This is a genomic window from Amycolatopsis arida (genome assembly GCF_900115565.1).
GTDB lineage: Bacteria > Actinomycetota > Actinomycetes > Mycobacteriales > Pseudonocardiaceae > Yuhushiella > Yuhushiella arida.
This window is the reverse complement of the sequence record NZ_FOWW01000005.1, coordinates 157,785-175,579: the sequence shown is the minus strand read 5'-3', so window position 1 is coordinate 175,579 and position 17,795 is coordinate 157,785. Positions and strand designations below refer to the sequence as shown.

The window sequence follows — 17,795 nt, the reverse complement described above, 5'->3', positions numbered from 1 at the left end:
GCAAGAACACAAGGACGTCCTAGTAAGCGAGCGCTAACATCGGGGGCGACATCCGCGGAGGGAAGAGGTGACGCAGGTGACCGACGGCGTGGAGCTGTACCGGCTGGCCGACGAGCACGAGGAGTTGCGGGCCGCGGTGCGGGCGCTGGCGGAGAAGGAGATCGCGCCGTACGCCGCCGAGGTCGACGAGCGGGAGCGGTACCCGGCGGAGGCGCGGGACGCCCTGGTCAGGGCCGGGTTCCACGCGGTGCACATCCCCGAGGAGTACGAGGGCCAGGGGGCGGACGCGGTCGCGGCGTGCATCGTGATCGAGGAGGTCGCGCGGGTCGACGCGTCGGCGTCGCTGATCCCGGCGGTGAACAAGCTGGGGACGCAGCCGATCCTGCTGTCGGCGTCGGACGAGTTGAAGAAGCTGGTGCTGCCGTCGATCGCGGCGGGCGAGGCGTCGGCGTCGTACGCGCTGTCCGAGCGGGAGGCCGGGTCGGACACGGCGTCGATGCGCACCAGGGCGCGGCTCGAGGGCGACACCTGGGTGCTCAACGGGACGAAGGCCTGGATCACCAACGCCGGCGAGTCGATGTGGTACACCGTGATGGCGGTCACCGACCCGGACGCGGAGAAGAAGGCGAACGGAATCTCGGCGTTCGTGGTGCACGCCGACGACCCGGGGTTCTCGGTGGGGCCCAAGGAGCGCAAGCTGGGGATCAAGGGCTCGCCGACGCGGGAGGTCTACTTCGAGAACTGCGCCATCCCGGCCGACCGGATCATCGGCGAGCCGGGGACGGGGTTGAAGACGGCGCTGCGGACGTTGGACCACACCCGGCCGACGATCGGCGCGCAGGCGCTGGGGATCGCGCAGGGGGCGCTGGACGCGTCGGTGGCGTACGTGAAGGAGCGCAAGCAGTTCGGCCGGGCGGTGGCCGAGTTCCAGGGCGTGCAGTTCATGCTGGCCGACATGGCCTCGAAGATCGAGGCGGCGCGGCACCTGGTGTACGCCTCGGCGGCGGCCACCGAGCGCGGTGACGCCAGGGCGAGCTTCATGGCCTCCGCCGCGAAGCAGTTCGCGTCCGACGTGGCCATGGACGTGACCACCGATGCGGTCCAACTCTTCGGCGGCGCCGGCTACACCCGGGACTTCCCGGTCGAACGCATGATGCGCGACGCCAAGATCACCCAGATCTACGAGGGCACCAACCAGATCCAGCGCCTGGTGATGGCCCGGTCGCTGCTCAAGGGCTGAGTTGACCTCGGGACGCTGGTTCCGTCCCATCGATGCCGTGCGATCAGGCCGTCGCCTCGGGCGGAGCTGTCCCGCCGCGGCTCGGCGTGCGCCGTCGATCGGTCACTCCGCAGTGCGGATTCCCATCGGCGTGCCTCCGCTACGGCCTCGCGGTACTCCGCTGGTGATCGCCCGGGTGGTCAGTAGTCGACGCGGAAGTCGCCGATCAGGGTGATCCGGTTGCCGTCGGGGTCGGTGAGGGCCGACACCTCCACGCCCTTGTTCACCTGCTGGATCTCGCCGGCGGTGAGGTCCCGCGCGGCGAGCTCGTCCCGGTGCGCGGCCAGGTCGGTCACGGCCAGGTTGACCAGCCCGTTCCCCGCGCGGTCGGGATCCTGCCACACCTGCAGCCACCCGGAGCCGGTCAGCCGCCACTCGGCCAGCGACTCCATCGGCCGGTTGTCCGGCGCCCGGCCGAACAGCCGCTCGTACCACTCCCGCGCGGTGGTGATGTCGGCGACGGGCACCACGGCCAGCACGTGTTCGATCGTCATCCGGTCCTCCTCGGTGTTCACTTCCTCACCCGGGTGGACCTCGTCCGGCCCCGGAACTCATCGGCGGCCGGGGCGCGATGCGACGAAGGTCTGGTGTCCCGCGGGGCCGCTGACCCAGGGGAGTGTACCGGCTCGCCACGTCCCTGGTCCTGCGGTCACACCGCGCGCGGCCCGAGATGACGCGGGCACGGAGCCACCGGCGCGGTCGCTCGCCTCACAGGTCCTTGAAGGAGCTCCGGTTAGCGTCCCGATCCTAGTTGAATATTCAATGGAAGCGAGGGTCTCATGCTGGAACGGGTACGGGACGTGTCCGCGTTGCTCGGCCGGATCGGGGTGGCCGTCGTGTTCCTCGCGCACGGCCTGCAGAAGTGGGACAACGGTGTGGGCGCGACGGCCGACATGTTCGCCGGGATGGGCGTGCCGCTGCCCACGGTCGCGGCGCTGTTCACCATCGCCGTCGAGGTGCTCGGCTCGATCGCGTTCCTGCTCGGCCTCGCGCTGCCGCTGGTCGGGCTGGGCTACGCCGTGGTCGGCATCGGCGCGATCCTCACCGTCCACCTGGACAACGGCCTCACCGGGCAGGGCGGCTACGAGCTGGTGCTGGTGCTCGCCCTCGCCGGCCTCGCCCTCGGCTTCAACGGCGGCCGCCTGGCGCTGGACCACGTGCTCTTCACCCGCCGGCGCCGCGCTCCCGAGGTGCAGCCGGCCTAGCCGGACGCGCGGCAACGGTCAGGGGCGGCACCGCGAGGACCACCGCGCGCCGGACATCATGACCTCACCCGGTGCGGCTCAGCGGAGCAGGTCGACCGTCGTGCGCTCGGTGCGCCGGCGGTCGGCCAGCTTCGCCGGGTCGGCCGCGGTGACCTGCACCAGGTGCGCCCCGGCCGACAGCGGCGCCAGCAGCCCGGCGAGCACGCCCTCGGGCAGCTCCCAGTCCAGTGTGGACAGTATCCGGTCGCCGGTGCCGATGCCCGCGGCCGCGGCACGGGCCGCCGCCCCGTTCAGCACTTCGTCCACTGTGGACTCGACGAGGGCCGGTGTGTCGCCGGGAACCGGCAGCAGCGGCGTGAAGTCGTCCCCGGCGAGGCGGGCCTCGGTGAGGAAGTCGACCGCGCCGCCGGCGGGTGGCGCGGGCAGTCCACGGCCGAGCGGGTCCAGCGCCACCACGGCCTCCACGTCCGCACCCTCGTCCGCCCCGGCCGAGGGCCCGACGAACGCCACCCGCGCGCCCGCCGGCTCCCGTACCACGTGGGCCCCGCACCACCACGCGCCCAGCAGCACCCGTCGGTACCCACCAACGACCGTCACCGGTGCGTAGCAGCCGCAACACCAGCAGGTCGATGAGCGTCCACATCAGCAGGTCCACCGTCGTCGTGGACAACATGTGTGACACGACGAACACGAACGTGGACAGCGCGGTCGCCGCCGCGGTCAGCACCTGCGCCGCCCGCCCGCCGCCCAGTTCCCTGGCGACGAGCGCGGACAGCACCACCGTCAGCGCACCGATCAGGGTGGCGGCGACCCGCAGACCGCTCGGGTTGTCCCGAAGAGCGCCGCGGCCGCCCTGGCGAGCAGTGGGGTGATCGGCGGCTGGTCCACGTAGCCCCAGGCCGGCCGATCCCCGGCGGCCAGGAAGTACAGCTCGTCCCGGTGGAAGCCGTAGCGGCCGGATAGCGCCGTGAGCACCGCGACCTGGGCCACCACGACGGCACCGACCGGTCCCAGCGCCAGGCGAGGCAGCGCGTCCCGGTGCCCGCTGACCCGTGTCGTCGCCAGAGCCATCGTGGCCTCATCCGTCCTGCTGTCCGCCACCTCGAGGTCTTTCGGTCGGTCGCCCCAGGCTACCGGCGCCGGGCGCTGCAGAGTGAGTGTTGGCGGCCCAATGGGAGCTACCGGCGCCGCCGTGAGGCCGACTCCCGCCCGGTAGCGGCCAGCGGGTGAGCACGCTCGTCGCCAGTATTCGATGTCCAGGTTCAGACCGTGTCCCCGCGGGGCGAGACGATTCGCTCCCGCTGGCACCTCGCCAGGGTCGCGAGGCTCCTCGCGCGACAGCCGTTACAACTGGCCGTACTCGCCGACGCGGCGGCCCCCGACCCAGGTTTGCAGCACCTTCGTCTGCCACAGCGCGCGGTCTCGCTCCAGCGCGAAAGGATCTTGGTCCACCAGGATGAAGTCCGCCCACTTACCGGGCTCCAGCGAGCCGAGCGCGTGTTCCTGGTGGGCGGCATACGCGGCATCCAAGGTGAAGGCACGCAGGCCCTCGGCGACCGTCATCGCCTGCTCCGGATACCAACCACCGGCCGGCCTGCCCTCCTTGTCGGTACGGGTCACCGCGGCGTGCCAGCCCTCGAACGGGCTTTCGGACGACACCGGGAAGTCCGAACCGGCAGCGAGCACGGTGCCCTGGTCGAGCATGGAACGCCAGGCGTACGCGCCGGCGATCCGATCGTGACCGACCCGCTGCTCAGCCATGTTCATGTCGTCGGTGGCGTGCACGGGCTGCATCGACGCGATCAATCCGAGCTGCTTGAAACGCGGGATGTCCTCGACCGCGACCACCTGGGCGTGTTCGATTCGGTGCCGCATCGGGGGCTGCGGGCTGGTGGGCAGGGCGTGGGCGAACGCGTCCAGCACCAGCCGGTTGCCGTGGTCGCCGATGGCGTGCACGGCGGCCTGGTACCCGGCGTCGACAACGCGCCGCACTCGCGCGTTCAACTCCTCGGCCGACAGCTGCGGCAAGCCGCGAGTGCCCGGCGCGTCGTCGTACGGTTCGAGCAACGCCGCCCCCCTGCTGCCCAACGCGCCGTCGATGTACATCTTCACGGTGCGCACCCTGAGCATGTCACCGGCCACCGAATCGGCGCGGACATCCTTGCCGATCTCGGTGAACGCGTCCCACGACAAGAACGCGTTCACCCGCAGGGTCAGCGAGCCGGCCGTCACCCGCTGCTGCAGTACCGCGAGCTCGTCAGCCGCCGTGCCCGCGTCGCTGACCGAGGTCAGACCCACTTCGTTCAGCCTGCGTTGCGCGGCGTCCAACCGTTGGTCGTGCTCCCGCGGCCCGGCCGGTGGGAGGTGCTTCTCCACCAGATCCTGCGCGGCGTCCACGAACAGTCCGGTCGGCTGGCCGTCCGGTCCGTGCACGATCTCTCCGCCCGGCGGGCTCGGCGTACCGGCGTCCACTCCGGCCGCGCGCAGACCCGCGGTGTTGGTCACCCCGGCATGCCCGTCCACCCGCACCAGCCACACCGGCCGATTGCCGACCACCGTGTCCAGATCGGTCGCGGTGGGCCGCCGGCCGAGGCCCCAGACGACCTCGTTCCAGCCACGGCCGACGATCCACGGGAGGTCGGGATGCTCTCGGGCGTAACGGCCGAGCGCCGCCATGGCCTCCTCCAGCGACCGCGTGCCGGACAGGTTCAGCTGGGTGGCATTGGCACCGAACCCCCAGATGTGCCCGTGTGCGTCGTGCAGGCCCGGTAGGCACACCCGGCCCCGGCCGTCGACCCGGCGCGCCCCGTCGGTGTTGCCCGGATCGAGGGCCTCGACCCGCCCGTCATCGCCCACCAGCAGGCTGCGGAACTCGCGCAAGGTGCCCGCGGCGAAGGTGTGACCACGCACGTTGTCCAGCAACAGCCTGCCCTCCGAGGGGCCCGAGGCGGTGGGTTGGGCGTTGCCGCACGACGCCAAGACGTTCGGCGCGGCCGTGACGGCCAGCCCAGCGCCGACCATGCGGAGGAACTGGGCGCGAGTCAGCGGACGTCGGCTCGGACGGGCGGTACCACGCTGATCGCACATGGGCTTCTCCTCATGATCACGGCGCCCCGACGCGAAACGGCCCCAGTCTGGCATCACCGCATTCGGCGCACTACCCGCTTTCGGCGATCAGCGCGGCCAGCGTCAGAACCGGGGATCGGGAGTCGCCGGGTGCCAGCCGAGCGGGTGCGGCGATCGGACCGGTGTCGATGGCGGCGAGGCACCGTGTCAGCCGCAAGTCTGTCCCGGCAAGAGCGTCCGTGAGTAGGTTGCGGTGAGCCATCGGGTCGGTGAGGTCGGCCGCGTGCCGGGTCAGGGTGCATCGCGGCTGCTGATCGGCGAGCAGTCGCTGCTTGCCCGCCAGCACCTTGGCGTGGTGCTTCGGTGGTGCGTCAGGTCAGCGGCGACATGAACGACCACAGCCGCTGCTCGAGGTCGCGGGCGATGTATTCGCGGTATCCGTAGGGCTGGTCGGTGGGCGGGTGGACGATGTCCGCGCCGTGCTGGTCGGCGTGTCGATAGTGGGCATCGACGTCGTCGACGACGATCGACATTCCCTCGGTGCACGCGTCCAGTGCCTCGGGTGACTGCAGGCCGAACCGCTCGGACACCGGATGCAGCCAGATCACGCCATCACCGGCGGTGACCTCGGCGTGGTGGACGGTGCCATCGGGCGCCCGCGCGATGCGCCCCGGTTCGAAACCGAAGACGGTGGTGAGGAATTCGTGGGCCGCAGGGATATCACGGTAGACCAGGGTCGGGATGCGGCGCCGGATATTGGTGTCGAGCATGGCCATGTCCTCCAAGGTCTCGAGAAGTTCGCGAGTGTCGGGCTCGCCATGGTGGGCCAGGGGTGTCGGCCATCGCGGCCAGCCGGTTTCGCAGTCGGTGCTCGATGCCCAGCCGTTGATCGAGCCGAGCGATGTGCCGGTTCATCGTGGCCAGCAGATTCCAGTCGGGATCGGTCAGGGCGGCGGCGACCTCGTCCAACCGCAGCCCGAGCTGCCGCAGCAGCCCGATGCGATAAAGCCGTTCCACGTCCTGAGCCGAGTACAACCGGTGTCCCGCGCTGGTCCGCTGTGACGGCGACAACAGTCCGATCTCGTCGTAGTAGCGCAGCGTCCGCACGGTGAGCCCGGCCGTGGCCGCCAGCTCGCCGACCTTGCCGGCGGTACCGGCGTCACGTTGGGACGTGTCGTCCCTCGACTTCGTCATGGATCCGATCGTAGAATCTCACGTCGCGTGAGGTGCAAGCCCAGCCAAAGCGCGCGGCCTGGACGAACAGAGCCGAACCGGCACGCCATGCCCCCAGCCTTCCCCGATGCTGCTCCTGGTCGACGATAGTGAGCCTGCTGGCGCTGATCGAGCGTCCCTGAATGCCTGGCGACGTCGGTGGGGGTCTTCCACCCTGGCGGGCTCGAGCCTGCTCCTGCCCGGGAAATCAGTTTGCCAAGGTGATTCGCCAACCGACCACCGGCGCGATTTGCTGTCGTCTCATGGTGATGTCGTTCAGGATCAGTCTCATTTCTGTTGCCTTTCCTGGGCGGTTCAGTATGTTCTGGGGTGATACGGCGCGGTCCCCTGCCGGTTCGGTCGATCATGGGCAAGATCGGAAGTACGCCCTGTGTGAATTACTTCCGGCGGGAGTCATTTGATTCCGTCAGGTGTGGCTGCCAGTAGTGTGGCGCCGGCGGCGTGGTCGAGTTGGGCGACTCGGCGGACAAGAGTGGCTTTTCTGGAGCCGAGATGTTTGGCGGCCTGGTCGAGGTCGGGAACGCCCGGGGATTGCGAGGAACACCGGGCCGCGGGGCGACCCTCCCTGCCGGGTCCGCTCACCCGAAAGGCGGCGTCGTCGCCGGAGAACTATCTCTTGACCCGGTAACGCAGGTGGGTAACGCCGATGCCCTCGACCACCGCTATGGGTCCCTCGAACTGCACCGGTGTGGGGCCGAGCTCGCCGAACAGCGTCTTCCCGCCGCCCAGCACGACCGGTACCAACTCGATGCCGACCTCGTCGAGCAGGCCGGCCTCCAGGCACTGTCGGGCTATCTGGCCGCCGTTGACGACGACGTGCTTGTCCCCCGCCAGCTCCTTCGCCCTGGCCACCGCCGCCTCGATGCCGTCGGTGACGAAGACGAAGTTCTCGTCGTCCTCCGGACGGTCGTCGGGGCGCCGGTGGGTGAGCACGACCGTGGTCACGTTCATTGGGTGACGCCCGCCCCAGGCGTTCGTCATGTCGTAGAGGTGCCGGCCGACGACCAACGCGCCGGTGTTCTCCCACTCCAGCTTGATCAGCTCGGCGCTCGCCGCGGAGATGTGGGGCGGCGGCACGTCGGGACTGGCCGAAGGGATCTCGACGTCGCCGTTGCCGTACCACTGGAACAGCAGATCGAAGCCGCTTTCTCCTGGTCCGGCGATGTAGCCGTCGAGCGACATCGTGGCGCCGGTGGTGACCTTGCCCATCTCGTTGTCTCCTTCGCTGTCGGTGGTGTCGTCAACGCGTCGCACGGCAGCCCACTCTTTCGACATCCCGCGTCAAGATTCTTTCACCGCGTTGGGACGAGCACGGCCTAGCACACGGGTGCGCACTCCGTCGTTGGGCCGGTCAGCGCTGTGCCGCAAGGTCTCGACACCCAGGCGTGTCCGTCCCAACGGTGGTGCGGGCACCGTCCTGTGCGGATCGTGAAGGAGCGCTACACTTGCCACTCGCCGGCGACCATCAGATCCCGGCCCACGATCTCGTTGGCTTCGCGCCAGGCCTGGATCAGCTCCGGCCGGATACGGAAGTACGGGCAGTTCCGCTGTTTCCGGGGTTCGAACCCCGTCTTCGCCGCGAACGCGTCGCCGACGTCGTGCGCGACCTCCTCGACGACCACCGCGAATCCCTCGATGAGCACCACGTCGCGGGGCGGCCCGACCGTGAGGCGGACCCGCCCGCTGGCGCGGAGATTCCGGGCTGTGGGATTGGTGGCCGGTGTCGCGATCAGGAGCGTCTCGCCGTCCCAAAGGAACGACAGGGGTACTAGATACGGCGTGCCCGCGGGGTCGGCGGTGGCCACCCAGGCGTCGACGTCGTGTTCGAGTCGGCGCAGTGTGTCGTTCTTGCGCTGCTCGGGGGGCCGGGGTGGGGGTTGCATGGCGTGAGGTCTCCTGTTCACGATTCGAGCGATGGTCGTTGATCTGCTGCGGCGCGACGGTGTGGTCGCTGCCAGCCCTCAGTTCGCCGCTTGCTTGACCAATGCGCTGATCCGTGCCTCGTCGGCGGGGTCAACTCCGTCAGGGCGAACGCGGTTGGCCACATGGCGCCATCGTCGAGGTTCGCCTGGTCGCTGAAGCCGAGTGGCGTGTACCTCGACTTGAACTTCTGCGCAAGATTTCGGCAAGCTCCATGTGCGGTTCGGCAAGGACGCCAACGGCAGCGGGCCGAAGGTCCGGCTGGTCCCGTTGATCGCTGGCGCGGACCGCCTGCTGACATGGTATGCCGAGGACGTTCGGGGCCGGTTCAACGATGAGGCGTTCTGGGGTGTGCCTGGCACGCCTCTGTTTCCGGCCGAACGCCGTACCAGCACGGGCAGCGGCCACCGTCAGCGGAGCAGGTCGACCGTCGTGCGCTCGGTGCGCCGGCGGTCGGTCAGCCTCGCCGGGTCGGCCGCGGTGACCTGCACCAGGTGCGCCCCGGCCGACAGCGGCGCCAGCAGCCCTGCGAGCACGCCCTCCGGCAAGTCCCAGTCCAGTGTGGACAGGACCCGGTCGCCGGTGCCGATGCCCGCGGCCGTGGCATCGGCCGCGGCCCGGTCCAACACCTCGTCCACTGTGGATCCGGCGAGGGCGGGCGTGTCGCCGGGAACCGGCAGCAGCGGCGTGAAGTCGTCCCCGGCGAGGCGGGCCTCGGTGAGGAAGTCGATCGCGCCTTCGGCGGGTGGCGCGGGCAGCCCGCGGCCGAGCGGGTCCAGCGCCACCACGGCCACGACCTCCGCGCCCTCGCTCGCCCCGGCCGAGGGCCCGACGAACGCCACCCGCGCGCCCGCCGGCTCCCGTACCACGTGGGCCCCGCACCACCACGCGCCCAGCAGCACCCCGGCGGTCTGCCAGTGCGCCGGCAGGTTCACCGCGACCTCGTCGCCCGGCTCCACGTCGTGCTCGTCCACCAACCAGTTCGCCGTCTTGGCGGCCCAGTTCGCGGTGGTGGCGACGGACAGTTCGATCCTGCTCCCGGCGGCGTCGTCGTAGTGGGTGATCAGCGGGCGGGCCGCGGCCGTGGCGAGCAGTGGACGCAGCAGCCATTCGGTGATGCTCATGGCCCCGACACTAGCCACCGCGGCCGATGACCGTGGTGCTACCTGCCCTTCCGCTTCCGCTTCCCGGACGTGCGGCCGCCGCGACCACGCCGGGCAACTCGCCGGGCGGCGGCACGTCCAGCATCTCGCGCAGTCCGCCCGTGTCCAGCTCGGTCATACCGAGAAGGCCCGCACGCGGGTCGAGCTCGTCCATCGGAACTCGCCCTTCGCGCACCAACGGGCGCGGAACGGGCAGGCCCGTACCGCTGCCAGGAGCTCTCAGGAGGTGGGCGCGGGGTTGTCTCAAGTCGTCCAGAGTGGACAGGGCAGGTCCGCCGGCGCACCGCCACCGACGTGCGCTAGTTGACGCAGGGAACGTCCTCGGCGGTGATCTGCCGCGCGGCGCCACCGCCGGCGCCGTTGCTCCCGGCGGCGCCGCCACCCCCTCGGACACCCGCGGTGGCCTCGGCGGCTCCGGTGGCTCCGGAGTCCGTGGGCACCAGGCCGGCGATGAACCGGCGCACCTCGGCGAGGTTCACCTCGACGATGCTCTGCCCGTCCTCGCTGCGGGCGCCCACCGTGACCACCGGGATGGTGACGAACTCGATGTCGCCCGAGGCGATGTCCTTCGCCTGCTCGGCGAACTTCAACAGGTCGAGGTCCGGGTCGGTGACCAGCGACCGGTGCACCGCGTCGGTGAGCTGGTCCAGCTTGCCCGGGTTGGTCAGCGTGCCCGCGGACAGCACCTGGTGCAGCGCCGACGCCAGGAACGCCTGCTGCCGCACGATCCGGTCCAGGTCGCCGCGCGGCAGGTTCTTCCGCTGCCGCACGAACGACAGCGCCTCGCCGCCGGACACCACCTGCGGCCCGGCGCGGAAGTCGGCCCCCGAGTCCTTGTCCTCGGTCGCGTGCCGCAGGCACACCTTGACCCCACCGAGTGCCTCGGTGAGCAGGTAGAACCCGAGCAGCCCGACCTCGGCGTAGTGGTCGATCCGCACCTGGGTGAACTCCTGCACGGTCTTCACCAGCGCGCGGCGCCCGGCCTGGTCGGACTCGCGCTCGATCGCGGCCTGGTCGCGCGCCCCCTCCCGGCGCAGCCGCTCGGCCGCGGCCGCCTTCGCCACGCCGTACACCGAGTTGATCTTGGCGTGGCCGCCCTGGGGCACGCTCACCCACGTGTCCCGCGGGATCGACACCCCGGTCGGCCGGCCGCCGTCCTTCGGGACGCGCAGCAGGATCAACGTGTCGGTGTTGATCCCCGCCTTGCTCTCCGTGCGCAACGCCCTCAGCACGTCGAGCGGCAGCGGGTTGCCCTGCATGTCGGTGCGCGCGTCGGTGCCGACCAGCAGGATGTCGGTGGCCCCGTCGTCGGCTGGCGGGGCCACCGGGTCCTCGTCGTGCAGGTCGAGGGCGTCGGTGGTGTGGACGTTGTCCCGCAGGTCGTCGAGCCGGGTGTAGGCGTAGCCGGTGGCCACCAGCGCCACCGCCGACAGCAACGCCAGCAGCACCCGCCCCACCGCGTGCCCGGCCCGCCGCCCCCGCCGCGACCGGGCGGGCTCGGCCAGGCGGGACTCGCTGGCCGGGGGCGCCGAGCGCGGGTGTGGCGAGGGCACGAACCGCCGCGGCGACGCGGCCGCTCCGCCGCCGCCCTCGGCCGTGTGGTCCTCGTAATCCTCGTGGTCTTCGGCAGTGGTGCTCTCGCCGGCAGCCGAGTCCCCGCCGTCCTCGGCGGTCCCGGCGCCGCCCGCCGGGTCCTCCTCGGCCGTACCGTGCTCGGCCGCGTCCTCGAGGGCAGCGCCGTGCTCGCCCGTGTCGTCGTGGGCGGCGTCCTCGCCGGCGTCACCCCGGTCCGCGGTGTGCTCGTCCGCGGTGCCGGTGTCGCCGACCTCCGACTCTCCGGACCCCTCCCGCTCCGGATCGCGCTCCGGGCCGTCGTCGCCGCCGGTCACGTCCCCACCCCACCTCGTTTCCGACGTCCACCATGCCTACTCAAGGCTAGGCCACCGGCGCTTCGTCCGAAGCCGTCGAGCCGGTACGGGAGCGCGAGTTCACACGCTAGTTCACGCAGGGGACGCCGCCGGCCGTGATCGGCGGCGCCGCGGGCGGCGCGGCGGAGGTCGACGCCGATCCCGGCCCTGAGCTGGCGGCCGGAGCCGGATTGCGCTGCCCAGCGGCGTTGGACGGCGAGGCCGCCGTGGTCGGCCGGAAGTCCCGCCCGACCAGGACCCGTGCCTGCCCGGTCGGCACGTCCGGATCGGGCTCCGCGGCCACCTCGACCTCGCCCAGTGCCTGCCGGATCGCGGTGAGCGTCGCCGTGTCGCCGGGCGCGTGCCGCACCACGGTGGTGGACCTGGCGGCGGTCCTGGTCACCCCGGTGCCGGCGAACCCGCTGTCGGTGAGCAGGTCCCGCACCTGCCGGCCGAGCCCGCTGCCTCCGGAGCCGTCGTAGACGGTGACGGTGATGTCCGCGGCGCCGGACACGGTGTCGTCCGGTGCCGGCTCGGGCTCCCCGACCAGCGAGGCGACGAACGAGCGCACCCGCGCCACGTCGATCCGGAGCACGTAGGCCCCGCCGATCCTGGCGTCACCCACCACCGGGATGGTGTGGAACTCGATGTTGCCGCCGGTGAGCCCGCGCATCTGCGCGGCGAACTCCCACAGGTCCCACTGCTCGGACAGCACCACCGACTTCTTCACCGCGGCGACCAGCTCGTTGAGCTTGCTCGGGCTGGTCAGCACGTCGGTGGAGAGCACCTTGCGGGCGAGGCCGGACAGGAACGCCTGCTGGCGGGCGATCCGGTCGAGGTCGCCGTTCGGCAGCTCGTAGCGCTGCCGGACGAACGCCAGCGCCTGCACGCCCTCGACGGTCTGCCGGCCGGCGGGCAGGTCGATTCCCGACCGGTACTCCTGGACCGGCTCCTTCAGGCACACCTCGATGCCGCCGATGGCCTTGGTGATCTCGTAGAAGCTGGCGAGATTGACCTCGGCGTAGCGGTCGATCATGCCCGGCCGGCCGATGAGCTGCTCGACGGTGGCGATCAGGTTCTTCCTGCCGGCGAGGGTGGCCTGCCGCTGCACCTTCCGCAGGTCGGTCTCGCCCTGGGCGAGCAGGGTCTGGTGCTTGTCGTTGTAGGCGTAGACGAACGCGCTGTTCAGCTTGTGCCTGCCGTAGCCGCCGGCCAGCTCGACCCAGGTGTCGCGGGGGAAGGAGACCGCCACGGCGCGGGTGCCGTCCTGCGGGATGTGCACCAGGATCATCGTGTCGGTCTGCCGCTCGCCGTCGGCCTTCCCGGCGTGCAGCATGTCCAGTACCTCGCGCGGAAGCGGGTTGCCGTGCGCGTCGGTGCGGCTGTCGAGGCCGACGAGCAGGATGTCGATCGCCCCGTCCAGCGGCTTGGCCTTCGGCTCGCCGTCGAAGACGTTGGTGGTGGCCAGCCCCTCGTTGAGGTCGCCGACGAACTGCCAGCCGTACCAGGCCAGCGCGAGCACGGCCACCGAGACGGCGGTGAGCAGCGCCTTGCCGCCACGCAGCACCACCCGGCCCACGGCGCCCCCTCGACGACGGGCGACCGGCTCGCCGATCACAGGCCGCGGCCGGTCCGTCACGCGCGCTCCTCCCAGATGGCCTCGCGGTCAGCGCGTACCCCGGACGAAGGGCGTTCCGCAACCTCCGCAGGGCGCTTTCCTCCCACATTACTGACTTCGCCGAGAATGTGGGGTGGATTGGTCGAATGAGGCCAGAGCGGACCGTGGCACACTGCGGGCGTCACCGGTAACGAGAGGGTGGAATGCACATGCGGGTCCTGGTCACCGGGGGAGCCGGGTTCATCGGGTCGCACTACGTGCGCCAGGCGCTGACCGGGCGGTACCCCACGGTCGCCGACGCCGAGGTGGTGGTCCTGGACAAGCTGACCTACGCCGGGTGCCGGGAGAACCTCGCCCCGGTGGCCGCGAACCCCCGGCTGCGGTTCGTCCAGGGCGACATCCGCGACGCCGAGCTGGTGGGTGAGCTGATGCGCGGGGTGGACCTCGTGGTGCACTTCGCCGCGGAGTCGCATGTGGACAGGTCCATTCTCGGCGCCGCGGACTTCGTGCTGACCAACGTCGCCGGCACGCAGACCCTGCTGCAGGCCGCGCTCGACGCCTCCGTCGGCAAGTTCGTGCACGTGTCCACCGACGAGGTGTACGGGTCGATCGAGGAGGGCTCCTGGACCGAGGAGCACCCGCTAGAGCCGAACTCGCCGTACTCCGCGTCGAAGGCGTCCGCCGACCTGATCGCCCGGTCCTACCACCGCACCTACGGTCTTCCGGTGTGTGTCACCCGGTGCTCGAACAACTACGGCCCGTACCAGTTCCCGGAGAAGGTCATCCCGCTGTTCATCACCAACCTGATCGACGGCGAGGACGTGCCGCTCTACGGCGACGGGATGAACGTGCGGGACTGGCTGCACGTCGACGACCACTGCCACGGCATTCAGCTGGTGGCCGACAAGGGCAGGGCCGGGGAGACCTACAACATCGGTGGCGGCACCGAGCTGACCAACCGGGAGCTCACCGACCGGCTGCTGCGGGCGGTCGGCGCGGGCTGGGACCGGGTGCGGCGGGTGACCGACCGCAAGGGCCACGACCGGCGCTACTCCGTGGACATCACCAAGATCAGCGGCGAGCTGGGCTACACGCCGCGGATCCCGTTCGACGAGGGCCTGGCCGAGACGGTCCGCTGGTACGTCGACAACCGCGCCTGGTGGGAGCCGCTCAAGAAGCGCGCCGCGCTGGAAGGGGCGTGACCACCGTGGACGGTCTCGTCGTGCTGGTGCCCGGCGGTGGTGGGCAACTCGGCCGTGACCTGGCCGCCGCCAGCGACGCGTCCGTGGAGGTGGTCGCGCCGGGCTCCGCCGAGCTGGACCTCACCTCGGCCGGTGCGGTGATCGAGGCGGTGGCCGACCTCGCCCGCCGGGCCCGGGAGTCCGGCCGGCGCGCGGTGGTGGTCAACGCCGCGGCCTACACCGCCGTGGACGCCGCGGAGACCGACGAGGAGCGGGCGTTCGCGGTGAACGTCGACGGGCCCAGGGTGCTCGCCGCGGCCTGCTCGTCGCGCCGGGTGCCGCTGGTGCACGTCTCCACGGACTACGTCTTCCCCGGCGACGCCGACCGGCCCTACGAGCCCGCCGACCGCGTGCTGCCGCGCGGTGCCTACGGGCGCACCAAGGCGGCGGGGGAGGACGCGGTGCTCGGTTCGGGTGCCCAGGCGTGGATCGTCCGCTCGGCGTGGCTGTACGGGGCCGGCGGGAGCAACTTCGTCGCCACGATGACGCGGCTGGAGCGGGAGCGGGACACGCTGTCCGTGGTGGACGACCAGCGCGGCTCGCCGACGTGGACCGCCGACCTGGCCCGCGGGCTGCTCGAGCTGGCCGGCCGGGTCGCCGCCGGCGAGGGCCCCGAGCAGCGGGTGCTGCACCTGACCAACACCGGCGACACCACCTGGTGCGGCTTCGCCAGGGCGATCTTCGCCGAGCTGGGCGCGGACCCGGAGCGGGTGCGGCCGTGCACCACGGCCGAGTTCCCGCGGCCGGCGGCACGCCCGGCGTACTCGGTGTTGTCGGACCGCGCGTGGCGGGAGGCCGGGCTGACCCCGCTGCGGCCGTGGCGGGAGGCGTTGTCGGCGTTCCTCGCCGCGCACGGGGACGCGCTGCGCGAGGGCGCCCGTTCGGACGGTTGACCCGGACGGCCCACGACGACCGGCCCTACGCACATCTGGTCTAGACCACTTACCCTCCGGGAGGGACGCTCCGGCGTCCACTCCCTGCAGGTCTCGACTTCTGAGACGAGGTGGTCGACCATGCGAACCGGCCGGATCCGAAGCGGCGTACTCGCCGCCGCGCTGGCGCTGGCGGTGCTCGGCGCCCCAACCACGGCGGCGGCGGACCAGAAGGGCGATCCGTTCACCGCGGCGGCGCCGGCGCCGACATCGGCGCCCTATATCGACATCACCATGTCCCGACCGTCCCTTGTGGACGTCGCGAGGGTCACGGGACACCGCGTCTTCACCCTCGCGTTCGTGCTCGGCGACCACAGCGGCTGCAACCCGTCCTGGGGCGGCACCATCCCACTCACCGACTCGCGGATCATCGACGACATCCGGGGGCTGAGGGCGATGGGCGGCCAGGTGGTCGTCGCCACCGGCGGCGCGGTCGGCCCCTACCTCGAGCACAACTGCCGGGACGCGGCGTCGCTCACCGCGGCGTACCGGAAGATCCTGGACACCGTCGGCACCAACCACCTCGACGTCGACGTCGAGGCGCCCATCCCGCACGACATGGTCAACACCGCGCTGGCCCGGCTGCAGGCCGAGCGCGGGACGACGGTCACCTACACGCTGCGGGTGCAGGGCGACGACTACGGCGTCGACCCGTACTCGGTCACCGTGCTGCGCAGCGCCGCCGCCCACGGCGTCGACGTGCTGGTCAACCCGATGACCATGGAGTTCGGCTCGTCCAGGGCGAACTGGGGCGACGCGGTGATCGCGGCCGCACAGGCCACGCTGAACCAGATGCGGCAGATCTGGCCGGGACGCGGCGACGCCGAGCTCAAGCGGCGACTGGGCGTGACCCCGATGATCGGCCGCAACTTCAACGGCAAGATCTTCACCCAGTCGCACGCCCGGCAGCTGGTGGACTGGGCGCGGGCCAACCGGATCGGGCTGCTGGCGTTCTGGTCGGTGGGCCGGGACAACGGCTCGTGCGCCGGCGGCGGCGTGTCCCCGACGTGCAGCGGCATCGCGCAGGGCCAGTACGAGTTCACCCGGATCCTCGCCGGCTTCCCCGGCTGATCGCGGCGGCCAGGCCGTCCCACCCCCTCGGGTCCCGGTGACCCCTCGCCAGCCCCGCCACCGGCCTGGTTCAGCGGGCGGCGGCTCGGTGGTAGGCCGCCATCGTGGCCTCGGCGCACCGGCGCCAGGTGTAGCCGGCGGCGTGCGCCCGCCGGCGTGCCGAGGCCGACGCGGCATGCGGGTCGCCCACCGCGGCCCGCATCGCCGCGGCCAACCCGTCCACGTCGCCGTAGGGCACCAGCGCCGCCTGCCCGCCGGAGACCTCGCGCAGTGCCGGGATGTCCGAGCACACCACCGGCACGTCGCAGGCCATGGCCTCCAACACCGGGAGGCCGAAGCCCTCGTCCCGGGACGGCAGCACCAGCGCGGCCGCCCCGGCCACCACGCTGCGGAGCTCCACATCGGACAGGTAGCCGAGGTGGTGGCTTCGCGCCGTGGCCGGGTGCGGGCCGGGCCCGGCGAACACCAGCGGCGGCAGCTCCGGCGCGGTCCCGTGCGCCTGGGTCAACCAGTCCAACCCCTTGCGCGGCCCACCGGCCCCGACGAAGAGCAGGTACCCCCGGGGCAGCTCGAGCCGCCGGCGCAGGTCGTCGTTCGGTGCCCTGCCGGTGAACCACGCCGGGTCGACGCCGAGCGGGGTCACCACGATCTTGTCCCGGTCCACGTCCAACCGCTCGGCCACCGCGTCGGCCACCGCCGCGGTCGGCGTGCACACCACGTCGGCCCGCGCGGCGCCGCGGCGCACCAGCCGGGGCAGCTCCCGGTCGCTCGGCGGCAGCTCGTGCGGCGCGTCGAGGAAGGCGAGGTCGTGGATGGTCAGCACGCCCGCGGCGCGCAGCGTGCCGGGCAGCACGAAGTTCGTGCCGTGCACGATGTCGGTCCGCCCGGCGAACAGCTCCACCGGAGGGAACTCGCCGCGCAGCCAGCACGCCCGCAACAGTCGCGCCGCCACCGGAATCCCCCTGGCCCGCACCCCGTGCGGCAGCACCGTGCGCAGCCGGCGCCAGCCGCGCAGGGTGAACGCCACCGCACGGGTGTCCACTCCGGACAGCGAGGCCAGCTCCTCGGACAGCGACGCGGTGTAACGGCCGACCCCGGTGCGCGCTCCGAGCAGGGGAGTGCCGTCGAGCAACACCCGCAGCGGACGGGATTCCACCGCG

At 71.7% G+C, this 17,795-nt stretch carries 18 protein-coding genes and 2 pseudogenes; 5 read left to right on the top strand and 15 right to left on the bottom strand.

Annotation, left to right across the window (positions count from 1 at the left end):
* Window positions 1–94 precede the first annotated feature (94 nt).
* A complete protein-coding gene (locus BM051_RS16515) occupies window positions 95–1,240 on the top strand; it encodes an acyl-CoA dehydrogenase family protein (RefSeq protein WP_166677745.1) in 1,146 nt (381 codons plus the stop codon).
* Window positions 1,241–1,419: 179 nt separating this feature from the next.
* On the opposite strand, the gene BM051_RS16510 is transcribed toward BM051_RS16515, so the two are convergent.
* Window positions 1,420–1,773 carry a VOC family protein gene (locus BM051_RS16510; RefSeq protein WP_092531265.1) on the bottom strand — a complete coding sequence of 118 codons (354 nt, stop codon included), beginning with the start codon at window positions 1,771–1,773 and terminating at the stop codon, window positions 1,420–1,422.
* 285 nt (window positions 1,774–2,058) lie between these two features.
* On the opposite strand from BM051_RS16510, the gene BM051_RS16505 reads away from it, so the two are divergent.
* On the top strand, window positions 2,059–2,484 hold the full coding sequence (locus BM051_RS16505; protein ID WP_092531045.1) for a DoxX family protein: 426 nt from the start codon (window positions 2,059–2,061) through the stop codon (window positions 2,482–2,484).
* Between the two features lie 78 nt (window positions 2,485–2,562).
* Here the strand turns inward: BM051_RS16505 and BM051_RS29940 are convergent.
* From BM051_RS29940 to BM051_RS16455, 13 genes and pseudogenes are all read right to left on the bottom strand, one after another.
* A pseudogene (locus BM051_RS29940) lies at window positions 2,563–3,054 on the bottom strand (TIGR03089 family protein); the annotation flags it as partial.
* A 52-nt stretch (window positions 3,055–3,106) separates the two neighbouring features.
* A pseudogene (locus tag BM051_RS29935) lies at window positions 3,107–3,262 on the bottom strand (hypothetical protein); the annotation flags it as partial.
* 17 nt (window positions 3,263–3,279) lie between these two features.
* Window positions 3,280–3,555 carry a hypothetical protein gene (locus BM051_RS29930; protein WP_243859578.1) on the bottom strand — a complete coding sequence of 92 codons (276 nt, stop codon included), beginning with the start codon at window positions 3,553–3,555 and terminating at the stop codon, window positions 3,280–3,282.
* 273 nt (window positions 3,556–3,828) lie between these two features.
* On the bottom strand, window positions 3,829–5,505 hold the full coding sequence (locus BM051_RS16495) for an amidohydrolase (protein ID WP_243859577.1): 1,677 nt from the start codon (window positions 5,503–5,505) through the stop codon (window positions 3,829–3,831).
* A gap of 136 nt (window positions 5,506–5,641) precedes the next feature.
* Window positions 5,642–5,896 (bottom strand): hypothetical protein, encoded by a 255-nt coding sequence (locus BM051_RS16490; RefSeq protein WP_092531043.1) that lies wholly within the window; start codon window positions 5,894–5,896, stop codon window positions 5,642–5,644.
* A gap of 25 nt (window positions 5,897–5,921) precedes the next feature.
* Complete coding sequence (locus BM051_RS29420) at window positions 5,922–6,320, bottom strand: VOC family protein (RefSeq protein ID WP_208325961.1); 399 nt, start codon at window positions 6,318–6,320, stop codon at window positions 5,922–5,924.
* Window positions 6,271–6,744, bottom strand: a complete 474-nt coding sequence (locus BM051_RS29415; RefSeq protein ID WP_208325960.1) for a MerR family transcriptional regulator — start codon at window positions 6,742–6,744, stop codon at window positions 6,271–6,273. Before BM051_RS29415 ends, BM051_RS29420 begins: the two co-directional genes overlap by 50 nt.
* 648 nt (window positions 6,745–7,392) lie before the next feature.
* On the bottom strand, window positions 7,393–8,037 hold the full coding sequence (locus BM051_RS16480) for a dihydrofolate reductase family protein (RefSeq protein WP_243859576.1): 645 nt from the start codon (window positions 8,035–8,037) through the stop codon (window positions 7,393–7,395).
* Between the two features lie 185 nt (window positions 8,038–8,222).
* On the bottom strand, window positions 8,223–8,666 hold the full coding sequence (locus tag BM051_RS16475; protein ID WP_092531041.1) for a pyridoxamine 5'-phosphate oxidase family protein: 444 nt from the start codon (window positions 8,664–8,666) through the stop codon (window positions 8,223–8,225).
* Between the two features lie 447 nt (window positions 8,667–9,113).
* Complete coding sequence (locus BM051_RS16465) at window positions 9,114–9,827, bottom strand: TIGR03089 family protein (RefSeq protein ID WP_092531040.1); 714 nt, start codon at window positions 9,825–9,827, stop codon at window positions 9,114–9,116.
* Between the two features lie 10 nt (window positions 9,828–9,837).
* The gene (locus BM051_RS28520) at window positions 9,838–10,020 is read right to left on the bottom strand and encodes a hypothetical protein (protein WP_134046189.1); all 183 of its coding nucleotides are present in this window, start codon (window positions 10,018–10,020) and stop codon (window positions 9,838–9,840) included.
* Window positions 10,021–10,165: 145 nt separating this feature from the next.
* On the bottom strand, window positions 10,166–11,755 hold the full coding sequence (locus tag BM051_RS16460) for an LCP family protein (RefSeq protein WP_092531039.1): 1,590 nt from the start codon (window positions 11,753–11,755) through the stop codon (window positions 10,166–10,168).
* 106 nt (window positions 11,756–11,861) lie between these two features.
* Window positions 11,862–13,412 carry an LCP family protein gene (locus tag BM051_RS16455; protein WP_092531038.1) on the bottom strand — a complete coding sequence of 517 codons (1,551 nt, stop codon included), beginning with the start codon at window positions 13,410–13,412 and terminating at the stop codon, window positions 11,862–11,864.
* Window positions 13,413–13,600: 188 nt separating this feature from the next.
* On the opposite strand from BM051_RS16455, the gene rfbB reads away from it, so the two are divergent.
* From rfbB to BM051_RS16440, 3 genes are all read left to right on the top strand, one after another.
* Window positions 13,601–14,593 (top strand): dTDP-glucose 4,6-dehydratase, encoded by a 993-nt coding sequence (rfbB, locus tag BM051_RS16450; protein ID WP_092531263.1) that lies wholly within the window; start codon window positions 13,601–13,603, stop codon window positions 14,591–14,593.
* Window positions 14,594–14,598: 5 nt separating this feature from the next.
* Window positions 14,599–15,525, top strand: a complete 927-nt coding sequence (rfbD, locus tag BM051_RS16445) for a dTDP-4-dehydrorhamnose reductase (RefSeq protein ID WP_092531261.1) — start codon at window positions 14,599–14,601, stop codon at window positions 15,523–15,525.
* A gap of 120 nt (window positions 15,526–15,645) precedes the next feature.
* Window positions 15,646–16,635 (top strand): chitinase, encoded by a 990-nt coding sequence (locus BM051_RS16440; protein WP_243859575.1) that lies wholly within the window; start codon window positions 15,646–15,648, stop codon window positions 16,633–16,635.
* 70 nt (window positions 16,636–16,705) lie between these two features.
* Here the strand turns inward: BM051_RS16440 and BM051_RS16435 are convergent, their stop codons facing one another.
* Window positions 16,706–17,791, bottom strand: a complete 1,086-nt coding sequence (locus BM051_RS16435) for a glycosyltransferase family 4 protein (RefSeq protein WP_177216949.1) — start codon at window positions 17,789–17,791, stop codon at window positions 16,706–16,708.
* Between the last annotated feature and the right edge of the window lie 4 nt (window positions 17,792–17,795).

Excerpts from the sequence above, each read along its gene's own strand:
- BM051_RS16510 (WP_092531265.1), bottom strand. The coding sequence starts at position 1,773 with ATGACGATCGAACACGTGCTGGCCGTGGTGCCCGTCGCCGACATCACC.
- BM051_RS16505 (WP_092531045.1), top strand. The coding sequence starts at position 2,059 with ATGCTGGAACGGGTACGGGACGTGTCCGCGTTGCTCGGCCGGATCGGG.
- BM051_RS29930 (WP_243859578.1), bottom strand. The coding sequence starts at position 3,555 with ATGGCTCTGGCGACGACACGGGTCAGCGGGCACCGGGACGCGCTGCCT.
- BM051_RS16495 (WP_243859577.1), bottom strand. The coding sequence starts at position 5,505 with ATGGTCGGCGCTGGGCTGGCCGTCACGGCCGCGCCGAACGTCTTGGCG.
- BM051_RS29420 (WP_208325961.1), bottom strand. The coding sequence starts at position 6,320 with ATGCTCGACACCAATATCCGGCGCCGCATCCCGACCCTGGTCTACCGT.
- BM051_RS29415 (WP_208325960.1), bottom strand. The coding sequence starts at position 6,744 with ATGACGAAGTCGAGGGACGACACGTCCCAACGTGACGCCGGTACCGCC.
- BM051_RS16475 (WP_092531041.1), bottom strand. The coding sequence starts at position 8,666 with ATGCAACCCCCACCCCGGCCCCCCGAGCAGCGCAAGAACGACACACTG.
- BM051_RS16465 (WP_092531040.1), bottom strand. The coding sequence starts at position 9,827 with ATGAGCATCACCGAATGGCTGCTGCGTCCACTGCTCGCCACGGCCGCG.
- BM051_RS28520 (WP_134046189.1), bottom strand. The coding sequence starts at position 10,020 with ATGGACGAGCTCGACCCGCGTGCGGGCCTTCTCGGTATGACCGAGCTG.
- rfbB (WP_092531263.1), top strand. The coding sequence starts at position 13,601 with ATGCGGGTCCTGGTCACCGGGGGAGCCGGGTTCATCGGGTCGCACTAC.
- BM051_RS16440 (WP_243859575.1), top strand. The coding sequence starts at position 15,646 with ATGCGAACCGGCCGGATCCGAAGCGGCGTACTCGCCGCCGCGCTGGCG.